Origin of the sequence: Neisseria yangbaofengii (assembly GCF_014898075.1) — a bacterium.
In the GTDB taxonomy this organism is placed as follows: Bacteria; Pseudomonadota; Gammaproteobacteria; order Burkholderiales; family Neisseriaceae; genus Neisseria; species Neisseria yangbaofengii.
This window is the reverse complement of the sequence record NZ_CP062976.1, coordinates 1,071,082-1,085,116: the sequence shown is the minus strand read 5'-3', so window position 1 is coordinate 1,085,116 and position 14,035 is coordinate 1,071,082. Positions and strand designations below refer to the sequence as shown.

17 protein-coding genes are annotated in these 14,035 nt (G+C 47.4%); 1 reads left to right on the top strand and 16 read right to left on the bottom strand.

Annotated features, from left to right (window positions below; translation table 11 throughout):
* Positions 1-3: 3 nt before the first annotated feature.
* Entirely contained in the window at positions 4-594 is a 591-nt protein-coding gene (locus tag H4O27_RS05185; RefSeq protein WP_165008079.1) for a LemA family protein, read from the bottom strand.
* Between the two features lie 198 nt (positions 595-792).
* On the opposite strand from H4O27_RS05185, the gene rfbD reads away from it, so the two are divergent.
* Positions 793-1,683, top strand: coding sequence for a dTDP-4-dehydrorhamnose reductase (rfbD, locus tag H4O27_RS05180; protein ID WP_226883440.1), 891 nt, complete (start codon positions 793-795; stop codon positions 1,681-1,683).
* Between the two features lie 434 nt (positions 1,684-2,117).
* On the opposite strand, the gene H4O27_RS05175 is transcribed toward rfbD, so the two are convergent.
* The 15 genes from H4O27_RS05175 to hisS form a co-directional block, all read right to left on the bottom strand.
* Entirely contained in the window at positions 2,118-2,357 is a 240-nt protein-coding gene (locus tag H4O27_RS05175; RefSeq protein ID WP_165008075.1) for a glutaredoxin family protein, read from the bottom strand.
* Between the two features lie 27 nt (positions 2,358-2,384).
* Complete coding sequence (locus tag H4O27_RS05170; protein WP_165008073.1) at positions 2,385-3,308, bottom strand: AEC family transporter; 924 nt, start codon at positions 3,306-3,308, stop codon at positions 2,385-2,387.
* A 143-nt stretch (positions 3,309-3,451) separates the two neighbouring features.
* On the bottom strand, positions 3,452-4,777 hold the full coding sequence (brnQ, locus tag H4O27_RS05165) for a branched-chain amino acid transport system II carrier protein (RefSeq protein ID WP_165008071.1): 1,326 nt from the start codon (positions 4,775-4,777) through the stop codon (positions 3,452-3,454).
* A 340-nt stretch (positions 4,778-5,117) separates the two neighbouring features.
* Positions 5,118-5,321 (bottom strand): (2Fe-2S)-binding protein, encoded by a 204-nt coding sequence (locus tag H4O27_RS05160; RefSeq protein ID WP_165008069.1) that lies wholly within the window; start codon positions 5,319-5,321, stop codon positions 5,118-5,120.
* A 233-nt stretch (positions 5,322-5,554) separates the two neighbouring features.
* Positions 5,555-5,983 carry a TOBE domain-containing protein gene (locus tag H4O27_RS05155; RefSeq protein WP_165008067.1) on the bottom strand — a complete coding sequence of 143 codons (429 nt, stop codon included), beginning with the start codon at positions 5,981-5,983 and terminating at the stop codon, positions 5,555-5,557.
* Positions 5,984-6,035: 52 nt separating this feature from the next.
* Complete coding sequence (gene xerD / locus H4O27_RS05150; RefSeq protein WP_193004346.1) at positions 6,036-6,908, bottom strand: site-specific tyrosine recombinase XerD; 873 nt, start codon at positions 6,906-6,908, stop codon at positions 6,036-6,038.
* Positions 6,909-6,961: 53 nt separating this feature from the next.
* Positions 6,962-7,402 carry a peroxiredoxin gene (locus H4O27_RS05145; RefSeq protein WP_165008065.1) on the bottom strand — a complete coding sequence of 147 codons (441 nt, stop codon included), beginning with the start codon at positions 7,400-7,402 and terminating at the stop codon, positions 6,962-6,964.
* Positions 7,403-7,437: 35 nt separating this feature from the next.
* Positions 7,438-8,073: a deoxynucleoside kinase gene (locus H4O27_RS05140; RefSeq protein ID WP_165008063.1), complete on the bottom strand. Its 636-nt coding sequence runs from the start codon at positions 8,071-8,073 to the stop codon at positions 7,438-7,440.
* A gap of 126 nt (positions 8,074-8,199) precedes the next feature.
* Complete coding sequence (gene folK, locus H4O27_RS05135; RefSeq protein WP_165008061.1) at positions 8,200-8,688, bottom strand: 2-amino-4-hydroxy-6-hydroxymethyldihydropteridine diphosphokinase; 489 nt, start codon at positions 8,686-8,688, stop codon at positions 8,200-8,202.
* 13 nt (positions 8,689-8,701) lie between these two features.
* Complete coding sequence (locus H4O27_RS05130) at positions 8,702-9,073, bottom strand: SirB2 family protein (protein ID WP_165008059.1); 372 nt, start codon at positions 9,071-9,073, stop codon at positions 8,702-8,704.
* Positions 9,074-9,122: 49 nt separating this feature from the next.
* The gene (gene mnmM / locus H4O27_RS05125; protein WP_165008058.1) at positions 9,123-9,692 is read right to left on the bottom strand and encodes a tRNA 5-(aminomethyl)-2-thiouridylate-methyltransferase MnmM; all 570 of its coding nucleotides are present in this window, start codon (positions 9,690-9,692) and stop codon (positions 9,123-9,125) included.
* 87 nt (positions 9,693-9,779) lie between these two features.
* Positions 9,780-10,070 carry an RNA chaperone Hfq gene (gene hfq / locus H4O27_RS05120; protein WP_165008056.1) on the bottom strand — a complete coding sequence of 97 codons (291 nt, stop codon included), beginning with the start codon at positions 10,068-10,070 and terminating at the stop codon, positions 9,780-9,782.
* 313 nt (positions 10,071-10,383) lie between these two features.
* Positions 10,384-11,853, bottom strand: coding sequence for a ribosome biogenesis GTPase Der (gene der / locus H4O27_RS05115; RefSeq protein WP_165008054.1), 1,470 nt, complete (start codon positions 11,851-11,853; stop codon positions 10,384-10,386).
* 176 nt (positions 11,854-12,029) lie between these two features.
* The gene (locus H4O27_RS05110; RefSeq protein WP_165008053.1) at positions 12,030-12,659 is read right to left on the bottom strand and encodes a YfgM family protein; all 630 of its coding nucleotides are present in this window, start codon (positions 12,657-12,659) and stop codon (positions 12,030-12,032) included.
* Entirely contained in the window at positions 12,660-13,955 is a 1,296-nt protein-coding gene (gene hisS / locus H4O27_RS05105) for a histidine--tRNA ligase (protein WP_165008051.1), read from the bottom strand.
* Between the last annotated feature and the right edge of the window lie 80 nt (positions 13,956-14,035).

The window sequence follows — 14,035 nt, the reverse complement described above, 5'->3', positions numbered from 1 at the left end:
CTCTTAAAACTGCACGGCAGGCGCATTTGAAATCGCACCTTCATTCTCTACGCTGAAATTCGCGCGCGGCTGCATACCGAAAATTTTTGCAGTAATGTTTTGCGGAAACTGGCGCAAAGTGGTGTTATAAGTTTGCACCGCTTTGATGTAGCTGTTGCGCGCGATGGAAATACGGTTTTCCGTGCCTTCCAGTTGCGCCTGCAAATCGCGGAAATTTTGATCGGCTTTCAATTGCGGATAGTTTTCCGACACCACCAATAAACGCGACAACGCACCACTCAACTCACCCTGCGCTTGTTGGAATTGCTTCAATTTTTCAGGATTGCCGGCATCTTCCGCGCTCAACTGCATGCTGCCTACTTTGCTGCGCGCTTCGGTAACTTTGGTAAGCACTTCTTCTTCATGAGTCGCATAACCCTTCACCGTATTCACCAGATTCGGAATCAAATCCGAGCGGCGTTGATATTGGTTCAACACTTCCGACCAAGCCGCATTAGCCGCTTCGTCTTGCGTTTGCATGGTGTTGTAACCGCAACCGCTCAAGCCGAACATCGATGTCATCACGGCCAAAACGGCCAACCATTTTTTAAACATTGCTCTCTCCGTCACATACATGTGTCAAAAAATTTTCCATCATGCCGTCATCTTTGAAGGCCGTCTGAAAACTTGTTTTCGAGTATAACCTAAAAAATATTTTTTGATAAAAAAAATAAATAAGAAAATAAATTTCCGGATAATCGGTTATGCGAATTTGCTCTATAATACGACTGATTACAGCCCCGCTTTATTTTATTGTTCCGACAGCAAGGAGAAGCCCATATGCGAATTTTACTGACCGGCTCGAAAGGCCAATTAGCCCGTTGTCTGCGCGACCGCCTGCCTGAAAATTGGGAATTGATTGCCACGGATTCAAGCTCTTTAAACATTACCGATGCCGAAGCCGTAAACAACATGGTGCAAAATTTCCAGCCCGATGTCGTGGTGAATGCCGCTGCCTATACTGCTGTCGATAAAGCCGAAACCGACGTGAGTAATGCCTTTGCCGTAAATGCCCAAGCCGTGCATCATTTGGCTGCCGCCGCACAAAAAATTCATGCGCGCTTTATTCATGTTTCCACTGATTACGTGTTTGACGGCAACGCCAAAAGCCCTTACCGCACAACAGATTCGACCAATCCGCAAAGCGTTTACGGCAAAAGCAAACTGGCAGGCGAACTGTTGACCTTGGCCGCACACCCCGAAGCCGTGATTATCCGTACATCCTGGCTATTCAGCGAATACGGCAACAACTTTGTCAAAACCATGCTGCGCTTGGCCGGCGAACGTGACAGTTTGTCCGTCGTTAACGACCAAACCGGCAACCCGACCTATGCGGGTGATTTGGCCGCAGCCATTGTCAGCATTATTGGCGAACCGGAAATGCGTCGCGGCATTTACCACTATTGCGGCGACAAATCCGTAAGTTGGTGCGAATTTGCCGATGCGGTATTCCAAGCCGCAGCCAAGCATATCGAAGGCTTCAAAATACCTGAACTCAAAGGCATTCCAAGCAGTGAATACCCCGTTCCCGCTCCGCGCCCGACATACAGCGTGATGGATAATCATAAAATCGAACGTGATTTCAAAGTAAAAGCCTCCGACTGGCAAAAAGCCTTGAACGACATCATGAGCAAATTAAACTAAGCAGCCGATAAAATAATAAGGCCGTCTGAAACTGATTCAATCGTTTCAGACGGCCTTTTTTATCTTACGCCAAAATTTTGCCATCATTGTGCGCTATGATACGCACTAACAGAAAAACACAGCAACTTTACATAATTACTGTATTCAATTCTGTGAAAAGCGCCTATTATGCCAACATAACATCTCACAATAAATATTGCAGGTTTGATAAAAAACATAACTGCACAAAAAAGCAACAAAGTGAAAGGAAATATTTCTATGCAACATCGTCGACGTCAGTCAATTTTCCAGGCCGCCAAACGCGCCTCTTTCAGCAACAAACCGACGGCTCCTGCACAAGCAAAAAGCCGTTAATCAAAATCAAGGTGCACCAGCCAGGTTGCACCTTTACCACTTTTACCATGCCGTCTGAAATTTCAGACGGCATGGTTATATCAAGATTGCGCTTGAAGATACGCTTTTAATTTGTCTTCTTCTAAAAACCAATGGCAGATTTCATGCTCGCCATGCAGCAACACCGGCACCAATTCATTGTATTTTTCTTCTAAAACCGGATCCTCATCCACATCAATTACGGCTAATTCAAAACCGAATTCCTGTTGAAACGGCTGTAATTGCTCGCGCATTTTGTGGCACAAGCTGCAATACTCGCGGAACATCAAAGTCAATTTCATTTATCGTTTCCTTCGTTTTACCATCATTTAATGATGCCACATCAACACCAGCGAAATGGGAATAATCGACAACACAGTCGCCATCAACATCGCCCCCGATGTTTCCTTGGCAAAGCCGTGAATGCCGCCAAACAGCGCATACAGGCTGGCCATCGGTGCAGTGGCAAACAATACGCCGGCAAACAACATATCTTTATCCGCCCCCATCAGCCGCAAACAGGCAAACACTACCAGCGGACACAAAGCCAATTTACCGAACGTCACCCATGCCATATCTTTCACATTGCCACGGATACTCATGCCGTAAAGGTTACCGCCAATCATAAATAAGGCCAACGGTGACGTGGCCGTTGCCAGCATGGCGGAAAGTTTGTCCATGAAGGGCGGCAATGGCAGCCAACCGAAAGCAAAAATCAAGCCAATCGGCATGGCAATGATAATCGGATTGAGCAGCAGGACTTTGCCGATACGGGTAAACAACGCCCAATAATTGGTTTGTCCGCCCTTGGCCAAATCCAAAAAAATAAACATGAGCGGCAGAATCAGCAAGTTTTCCGTCAGCACGTTCATGGCAAAATATACACCGGCCGCAGGACCAATCGCCATCAGTAGCAACGGATAACCGACAAAACCGGAATTCGACATCCCTACCGCCAAACCGTTCAACGCGGCCAATTTCGGATCTAGGCCGCGTTTTTTAGTGGCGTACCAACTGATAAAAAACAGCAAACCCGAAGCCAGCGTATAGCCGTAAAAATATTCAGGTTTGAACACATCGGCAATCGGCCGCGTAGCAATAGCATTAAACACCATCATCGGCATACCGATTTTGATGACGAACTTACCCAAGCCGTCGAGCTGCTCACGGCTGAAAATCTGTTGCCGCATCGCGCCATAACCGATGGCAATCATCAAAAAAACCGGTGCGGTAATGGTAAAAATGGCGGACATAACCAATCCAAGTATGCTGAATCAAATGCTGTTAAACGAGCGAATCGCTATTGTAAAACAGAATGCCGGCAAAAAGGCCGTCTGAAAAAGATTTCGTTTATCTTTTTTCAGACGGCCATTATTCTGCTTATTTAGCAAACAGATTAAGCTTTCTTTTTAAATACTGCGTTCAAGATACAGCCTAAAATAAAACCGACCACCGCAGGCACTACCCAGCCCAAGCCGATATCGTACAGCGGCAAAGTGTTGTTAATCGCAGCAGCTGTTTCATCGCTGAAACCGAATGCAGCTTTGTACGCATCCAGCACACCGACAATCAAGGTGAAGAAAATGGTACAGATATACACAATGCGGCCACCGCCAAACAGGTTATGCAAGAACGCCAGCAAAATAATCACCACGGTCAGCGGATACAGCAGCATCAACACCGGAATCGAGAAGCTGATGATACCGGCCAAACCTTTGTTGGCAAAACCCATCGACACCAAAGTAAAAATGGTCACAAACGTTTTGTAAGAAATGCCCGGGCACAAGCGGTTGAAGAATTCGGCATTGGCTACAATCAAACCGATTGCGGTACTCAAACACGCCAAAAATACAATCACGCTCAGCAAAATATTGCCACCGTTGCCAAAGTAGTATTGCGCGGTTTTCGACAATACTGCCGCGCCATTTTCCTGCATGCCCAAACCGGCCACACTGGTCGCGCCCATGTAGCCGATCATCAAGTAAACCACCGCCAAGCAAGCAGCGGCTACCACACCGGCAATGGTAGTAGTACGCAACAGTCCCGCGCGGTTGTCCACGCCCATGGCGCGCACGGCATCAATTACGATGATGGCGAATACCAATGAGGCCAGCGCATCCATGGTGCCGTAGCCTTCCAAAATACCTTTGGTAAACGGACGAACGGCAAAATCACCTTGCGGTGCAGCCAATGCCCCCATCGGATTCATTGCGGCATAGCCCATCAAAATGGCAATCGTCACCAATAACACAGGCGTCAAAATTTTACCGATACGGCCCACCAGTTTACCCGGTGACAGCGACAGCCAGTAAGCCACACCGAAAAAGAACAAACTGAATAATGCCAAGCCCAGCGTTTTGTTTTCTTCGCTGATATAAGGCACTACACCGATTTCAAACGATACTGTTGCCGTGCGCGGCGTAGCAAACAAAGGGCCAATCGCCAAATAGAGCACCGAAGCAAATAAAATGCCGTATAAAGGAGTTACGCGTGAGGCCAATACCTGCACATCGCGCGAATTGGAATAACCAATCGCAATCACGCCCAATAACGGCAAACCGGCACCGGTCAGTAAGAAACCGAGCATGGCCGAAAACCAATTTTCACCGGCCTGCTGTCCCAAAAAAGCAGGGAAAATCAAATTACCGGCACCAAAAAACAAAGCAAACAGCATCAGGCCGACAGCCCACAGCGATGCCTTTTGATTTCCTGAAGAATTCATTTGTAACACCTGTTTTTCTTATCTGTACAATCAAACATCATGCGCCATACCGGTTTGAAACCGCCACAGACATGACCAATCCAAGCTTTACTTTTCTACGCCAAAACCAAAATGGGCTGTTTGAAAATGCCGATGGTTTTGCCATAAAATGTAAGCAGGTGTCAAGAATAGTCAAATTTTCAAAAATCGGCAACTTATTTTTAATGAGTTTCAAATATCTCTCGCTTAGCGGTAAACTTAAGCCACATCGCTTTACATGTGTTTTACCTGATTGTTTATCTGATACACAATGCAAAGGCCGTCTGAAAATTTTCAGACGGCCTTGATGTATTCTGTCAATTTAGGCTTGAATGTTGATGCCTGCAATCACCGTGGTTTGGACAGATGTACCGGCGTTCAGGAACGAAGCAGCCAAATCGCTGCAACAACCGCAGCAAGTGGCTACACCCAATTGGTCTTGCAAATCGCTCATGGTCGCGGCACCTGAGGCAACAGATTCTTTGATGTCGCGATCGGTGATGGCGTTACAAATGCATACAAACATGTGAGTGCTCCTGATTCCATCTCATAATGAGATTTAATTTTATTCTTAAACGTAAATATAAATAAAAACTGTTCCTATTGCAATCCATTGTTTGCATAAAATCGTTGGAAATTTTTTATTAAATTATTAATCTTGATAAAATTACTAAAATATAAATAACCATTTGTTTTTTTCCTATAAAAAGGCCGTCTGAAAACACTATTTGCTTTCAGACGGCTTCTGTCTATAGATGATTAAGCCAGTACACCCAAAATCACACTACCCGCTTTAAACACCGCCGTGGCATACTGCCCCGGGTGTAAGTCAAGTTGTTCGGTGCTCTGCACAGTGACACCTGCATGAATATGGATATTGCTGCCCAAATCCAAGGTTATAATCGAATTGACCGCACCACGTTCGACATGCGCAATCACACCCTTCAACTGATTGCGGGCGGAAAGTTTGATGTGGTTTAAATCGGTGGCGATGATGATGTTGGTGGATTTAATCAAAGCAATCGCTGTGCCACCTTCTTTCAAACCCAATTCGGCGCAGCTCTCGCTGGTGATGGTGGCGGCCAATTCATGATTACCCGGCAAAGTCAGCACCACTTGGCTGTGAATACCGCTGGTTTGAATGCTTTTGACGATGCCTGCGAATTGATTGCGTGCACTGGTTTTCATGGTATTCTCTTTATGTTCGGACGGCCTGTGGTAATAAAAGGCCGTCTGAAAGTCAGTTTCTCGGGTGATGTTGCTCGACCACACTTTTCAAGCGTTGGCTGGCAACGTGGGTGTAAATTTGCGTGGTGCTGATGTCGGCATGCCCCAATAAGCTTTGCACCACGCGCAAATCAGCGCCGTGATTGACCAAATGTGTGGCAAAGGCATGGCGCAAACCATGCGGGCTTAAGGCGGTAATGCCCGCCATTTCGGCATATTCTTTGACAATCATCCACGCCAGTTGGCGGGAAATGCCGACCCGCTTTTGACTCACAAACAATTCATCACACATTTTCTTTTTGAGCAACAACGGGCGTGCTTCCTGCAAATAGCGCTCAATCCAATATACGGCCTCACCGCCCAAAGGCACGATGCGCTGCTTGTTGCCCTTACCAATGGTGCGAATCCAACCTTTGCTCAAATCAATATCGTCCAATTGCAATTTCACCGCTTCCGTCACACGCAAACCGGTGGCGTACATCACTTCCAGCAAAGCTTTATCACGCAAACCGTGCGGCGTGCCGTTATCGGGTGCATTCAAGAGCCGATCGATTTGGCTTTCAGTAATCAGCTTAGGCAGCTTTTGCGCCTGCTTCGGTGCTTTTAAAAAAGTAGTGGGATTGTCATGATGCTGCCCGGTTTCTTCCAACCATGCATACAACCTTTTGCATGCCGAAAGTGCCCGTGCTTGCGAGCTTGGCTTTTCCGCTGCATCGTAGACCGCTTCGGCCAACTCTTCACGCGCGACATTCAGCCAGTCGAGATTTTTACGGCTCAAGCGTGCAGCCACTTTTTCCAAATCCCGACGGTAGCTTTGCAGGGTGTTTTGGCTTAGGCGGCGGTTGAGCCAGAGATGTTCTAAAAGGTTGTCGATTAGGTTGTTCATGATGGTTCAATGATTGAGGCCGTCTGAACACGGTTTTCAGACGGCCTATTTCGCTATTTCCCGCTGACCGTTTCCAACACTTCTTGCGCATGTCCGGCCACTTTAACCTTGCGCCATTCGTGCACGATTTCTCCGGCCTCGTTCAACACAAAAGTGCTGCGCTCGATGCCTAAAGATTCTTTGCCGTACAGTTTTTTCAGCTTGATGACATCAAACATTTTGCACACGGTTTCGTCTTTGTCGCTCAAGAGTTCGAATTGAAAGCCTTGCTTGGCGCAGAAATTTTGGTGTGCTTTCACTCCGTCACGCGAAATGCCGGCCACGGTGTAGCCCAATGCTTTGAATTGATCCAAGCGGGCATTGAAATCCAAGCCTTCGGTGGTGCAACCGGGGGTGCTGTCTTTCGGGTAGAAATACACAATCAAAGGCAGGTGCTCAGCAGAGTGAAAATCTTCTCCGCTGCTGGATGGAAGGGTAAATTCGTATGTTGGCATATTCATTCCGTTTCAAATTCAGACGGCCTATCAGGCTACTTTTCACTCAAATTCAAATAATTGCGGCTACCCTGCAAATCACTCATGGCGCGCAGCAGCAAGTCGAAATGCTCGCCATTGCCGTTAACGTCCAGTTCGTCAGCATTCACAATCAGCAAAGGAGCGTTTTGATAAAGGTGGAAAAAGCGGCTGTATTCTTCATGAATGCGGTTGAGATACCCTGCCGGAAACAGATTCACCACACCATCGCCGCGTTTTTGCAGGCGTTTGCGGTCGGTATCGGCGGCGGTTTGCAGGTAAACCACCAAATCCGGCACAGGATATTGCGGCATGGCGCGGCGTTTTAATTCCCAAAACAGGGTCTGCTCTTTATCGTTCAATACCACCGGCACAAAAATCTGGTCCTTTTCCAGCAGAAAGTCGGCCACAATCACGCTGCCTTTTTCTTCTTCGGCATTAATCACGTCCACGCTTTCGGCGCGGCGCATCAGGAAAAACAGTTCGGTCGCCAAACCGTGACTATTGGCATTGGCATAAAATTGCGTCAAAAAGGGATTTTGGTCGGCATTTTCAGTCAGATGCAGCGCATTGAAATAGGCGGCCAAACGGCGGCTCAATTCTGATTTACCGCTACCGATGGCTCCTTCAACCGCAATATAACGATAGTTCATGTTGATTCCCTAATATGTCTTTTTATTGTCAGGCCGTATTTTATCAGACCCTGCGGTGGTGAACAGTATCAAATGCCGTCTGAAAGAATTTTGAATCTTTTCAGACGGCCTATTTTATTCATTCGCTTAACTCAATAACCGAATGCCATCATCTCCCAATCGTACGGCGATATCGGCAGCTTTACCGTGTTGGCCCAATTCAAAATCGGGTAAAATTTCGGCCAATGGCTTCATCACGAAACTGCGCTCATGCGCTCGCGGATGCGGCAAGGTTAAATGCGGATCATCACTGCTCTGGCGATGATAATCGATGATGTCCAAATCCAAGGTTCGAGGCGCATTACGGAATGTGCGTTCGCGACCGAAATCCGCTTCGATTTGATTCAGCGCTGCCAGTAAATCGACACCGCTCAAATCGGTCGATACTGCACACACGGCATTCACAAAATCCGGCTGATCATCGTAACCGACAGGCGCGGTGATGTAGAGTGAAGAAGTGCGTTCGAGCTTAATTTGCGGATGGGCTGCAATCGCCGCCAATGCGGCACGAATCTGCCGGACAGGATTCTGCAGATTGCTGCCCAAGGCAATAACGGCGGATTTTGGGTTTGACATTTTTCAGACGGCCTTAGAAATAAGGTTTGAATAAAGCCATGTACACAATCGCAGCCACACATACCATGGCGCACAAATAGGTTACATAGAATTTGCTCGAGCGCGGTGCAGAACGCATCATCGCTACGCCAAAACCGATATAAACCAACAATAAAACAATTTTTACTGCCAACCAAGGCGCGTTAAACGGTGTGAAATGGGTGAGCTTCATCAGCCATAAACCGGTAAACAATAACATAGTATCGTTTAAGTGTGGCAAGGCTTTCAAGATGCCGGGTAAAGGCTTTTGCGGATTTTTCCACAACAAGAAAAAACGCAGGTTAAACAATAAAATCGTAATTGCCACAAAAAGCATGTGGCTGTGTTTGACAATCAAATATTGCATGGTAGTGATGGTAGTTGGTCTAAGAATACTGACATTCTACCCTAAACATTCATTTTTGACGTAACTTTTGTATCGCCAAGACATAAGGCGGATAGTTTTGACGGTTGATAAAATGATATTTCAATACGGCAAACTCTTGCTGCGGCAACAATTGAGCCCATGCTTCGATGGCGTTAGCCTCTACACGGCCCGAATCATGGCCGGGGTATAACACTGCCGTCACAATGCCGTTGGGATTCAACAGCGATAAAGTGCCGTTGAGCGCAGCAAGGCTGCTGTCGGCTGACGTGGTAATACTTTTATCACCACCCGGCAACCAGCCAAAATTGAACACTGCCGCATCCACCCCCTGCCGGATATAGCGTTCGATATATTGATGACTGTCATGAACCAGAGTAACGCAGTCCAGCAGGTTTTCCGACATCAATCTGGCTTTGGTCTGCTCAAGGGCTTGCTGCTGCACATCAAACGCCCATACTTTGCCTCGATTGCCTACTGCTTTGGCCAAAAAAACCGTATCGTGGCCATTTCCGGCCGTGCCGTCTAAGGCTGTGTCACCATTGTTTAAATGCCGGGTTAATAATTGATGGGTAAAAGGAAGAATATTCTGAATCAACATGACATTCTCTTGATATTGCTTGCAAGCCGTCTGAAAATAAAAATACCTTACCGTCACCGGTAAGGTATTAAAAAATAATGACCTGCATTATTCTGCTGACTGGGTTTCCACTTGCACCGGCGAAGCTGCCTGTGCTTGGGCAGCCGGTTTGTTTTCATGCTGCAAACTTACCGCACGGGCAGGAACGATTGTTGAAATAGCATGTTTGTAAACCATCTGAGTCACTGAAGTATTACGCAGCAAAACAACGTATTGGTCGAATGATTCGACTTGGCCTTGCAACTTAATGCCGTTAACCAAGTAAATCGAAACCGGTACGTGCTCTTTACGCAACGCATTTAAAAAAGGATCTTGTAACATTTGTCCTTTAGCTGTCATATTCTTTACTCCGTTATTATGATTCTAAGAAAAGCCGTGAATAGCTTTATGGGTGATTGTAGCCTTGAATGTAGATTTTTACCAACAATTTTGGGTAAGAATATGCAAACTTTTTAGCATGGGTTTATTGTTCTATCCTGCTTGGTTTGTCTGATATTCGGCTCCGGTTTGTTTAACTATTTATTCTATTCATGCTTATCTCTTTCTTCTTTTTCAATTTTATTTTCTATCCGGCATGTTTGACGACTGGCGAAGCCAACACATATTAAAGAAAACCGGAAAACGAATTTTGCTATCGTTTTCCGGTTTGGCTTTATTTGCTGTGTTGTTTTTTCACGCTGACTTGGCGTTTCTTCGCTTTGCCTCCGCTATTGCGCACTTTTTCGTCTTTGCGCTCTTCACGCTTAGCAATACGGTTGCTGTAAGCCGCACGGCGTAAAGGTTTTTTCTTCGGCTTATCTTCTTTTTCTTCGTAAGGGTTTTCTGAAACATTATACTGAATACGCAACGGTGTACCTTGAAGATTGAAAGCCTTGCGGAAAGTTTGCGTCAGATAACGCGTGTAGCTGTCGGAAATCGCATGCAGCGAATTGCCGTGCACCACAATTACCGGCGGATTCATGCCGCCTTGATGTGCATAACGCATTTTCGGACGGGTCAAGCCCGAACGCGGTGGCTGTTGGCGTTCGACGGCCGTCTGAAGCACACGAGTGATTTTCGGTGTCGGCATTTTAATCATGGCCGCTTCGTAAGCCGCTTGAATACTGTCGAACAAACCGTCAATGCCGCGCTCTTTCAAAGCGGAAATAAAATGGAATTTGGCAAAATCCAAGAAATACAATTTGCGGTTGATGTCGCGCTTCACTTGTTCGCGACGCTCTTCGCTAATGCCGTCCCACTTGTTCACCGCGACCACCAAGGCACGCCCTGCTTCCAAAGCAAAACCGGCAATCGTGGCATCTTGATCGGCGATGTCTTGCTGCGCATCCAATACCAATACTGCAACATTGGCCGCTTCAATCGCCTGCATGGCTTTAATCACTGAAAATTTTTCCACCGCTTCATCTACCTTGCCGCGACGACGCACGCCGGCAGTATCGATGATGGTGAATGGTTTACCTTCGCGTTCGAAATCAATGTGGATACTGTCGCGCGTGGTGCCGGCCATATCAAACGCAATCACTCGTTCTTCGCCCAAAATGGCATTCACCAAAGTCGATTTTCCGACATTCGGGCGGCCAATCACGGCAAAAACCGGATGCTTGGCGGCCTCTTCCTCTTCTTCAGGCTCCGGAAACCCGGCCAGAATGTCTTCCATCAGATAATACACGCCATCTCCATGTGCACCGGAAATCACATACGGTTCACCTAAGGCCAGCTCGAAGAATTCGGCAGACAATACCGCCTGATTGCCGCCCTCACCTTTATTCACGGCCAAATAAACCGGCTGCGGGCTTTGACGCAGGCGATCGGCAATGATTTTGTCTTGCGGAGTCAAACCGGTACGGGCATCAACCAGAAACACCACCGCATCGGCTTCGTCAACCGCTTGCAGGGTTTGGCGCGCCATTTCGTGCAAAATACCGCTATCGACTACCGGCTCGAAACCACCGGTGTCAATCACTAAGTACGGTTTACTGCCCACTTTGCCGTGACCATAATGACGGTCGCGCGTCAAACCGGGTAGATCGTGTACCAACGCGTCTTTGGTGCGCGTCAGTCGGTTGAATAAGGTGGATTTGCCGACATTCGGCCGCCCCACCAATGCAATTGTTGGTTTCATTTTTTCACTTTCCTTTTCAGACGGCCTATATTTGCAGGCCGTCTGAAAACACATAACGGCTTGCCGGACACAATGCCCGGCAAGCCTGCTGTTTGTTTCTTGAATCTGCACGAATTGTGACAACGCTTTCACACCATCATGCAGATTAGCAAAACCCTCTATACTTTCAGACGGCCTTATTTCTGCGAATCCAATTTCATTCGAACCAATTCGCGCCCCACCGAATTTTTCGGTAATTTAGCCAATGCCTGCTCATAGCTGGCGGCCGCTTCTTTGGCTTTGTTTTGCGCCACGAAAACATCGCCTTTGGTTTCCAGCAGCAAAGCTTCGTAATCGGCATCAACTTTGGTATCCAAAGCCGCCAAAGCCTCATCATATTTCTTTTGCTGCAATTTTACCACGGCCAAACGCTGTGCCGCCAAGGCTCGCACCAACGGCTCTTTTTGGTTTTTCAACACCCAATTCAGATGGCCTGAAGCCACATCGTAACGGCCGGCATCGAACTCGGCCGCTGCCGCCATCAACGTTGCTTGCGCAGCCGGAATGGTATCGGCAAAATTTTGCTGAAGGTTTTGCAAATCGGCATTAATGGCTTTAGTATCGCCTTTGTTTTGCGCTTTTTCAACCAATTGCGCCAATACGCCGGCTGCTTCTTGGCTTTTTTTCGCCAAATGGCTTTGGTACACGGTATAGCCCAAATAGCCCAATGCAGCCAGCATCAGCAAGGCAAACAGCCAGCGGCCGGTACTTTTCCAAAAGTATTTGAAATTGTCTAACTCTTGTTGTTCTTCCAAATGAGCTGCCATTTATGCGTTCTTCCATTGTTGTAAAGTGTTGATTAAATCAGCGGCTGCCACGGTAATTTGGCCTTTTCCGCCCTGCATGTCTTTCAGCGTAACTTTGCCTTCGGCCAATTCGTCTTGCGCCACAATCAGGGCAAAATGTGCTCCGCTGCCATCGGCTTTTTTCATTTGCGCTTTCAGGCTTTGACAGCCGGAATGCTGCAGCACATTGAATCCTTCATCGCGCAAGGCTTGTGCGTATTGCATCACCTGCAAAGCGGCACCTTCTCCTTGATGCACGGCATACACATCAGGCGCGGCGTTGGCTTGCAGCGAACCGTATTCGTGCACCAATAACAGCAAGCGCTCAATACCCATGGCAAAACCAATCGAAGCGGCCGGCTTACCGCCCAGTTCTTCAATCAAACCGTTGTAGCGGCCGCCGCCGCACACAGTAGCTTGCGCACCCAGTTTATCGGTCGTCCATTCAAACACGGTTTGGTTATAGTAATCCAAGCCGCGCACCAAACGCGGATTTTCGGTGTATTGAATGTTCAAACCATCCAGCATAGCTTTGAAACGGCTGTAATGCATGCGTGATTCTTCGCCCAGATAATCGACCAAGCGCGGGGCGGCATTACAAATTTCCTGCAATTCCGGGTTTTTGGTATCTAATACACGCAGCGGATTGGTTTTCAGACGGCGCTTGCTGTCTTCATCCAATTGGTCCTCGTATCCGGTCAGATAAGCCACCAACGCAGCACGATGCGCGGCGCGTTCTTCACGATTACCCAAGCTGTTGATTTCCAGCGTTAAATAATCGCTAATACCCAATTTTTTCCATAAATCGGCCGACATGGCAATGATTTCGGCATCGATGTCAGGACCTTCAAAACCCAAAGCTTCAATACCCACTTGGTGAAACTGGCGGTAACGGCCTTTTTGCGGGCGTTCACGGCGGAACATCGGCCCCATGTACCATAATTTCTGCGGGCTGTTATACAAAAGATTGTGTTCCACCACCGCACGCAAGCATGAAGCCGTACCTTCAGGACGCAGGCTCAGGCTCAACGAATCGTTGGAATCGGAAAAAGTGTACATTTCTTTGCCGACCACATCTGTCTCTTCGCCGATGGAACGCACAAACAAACCCGTTTGCTCCACAATCGGTGTGCGGATTTGCCGGTAGCCGTAAGCACGCGCCCATTGACTGACCATGTCTTCAAAAGCCTGCCAAAAATCGGCGGTGAGTTTGAAATCTTTTTGTTCGACAGGTAAAAGGTCATTCATGCCTTTTACGGATTGGATTTTTTGTGTCATTTCAAATCAGAATGCTTAAATCAAATAGTCGGCAATTATAGCTTATTTTTAGCGGATTGTGTTTTCAGACGGCATCTTCG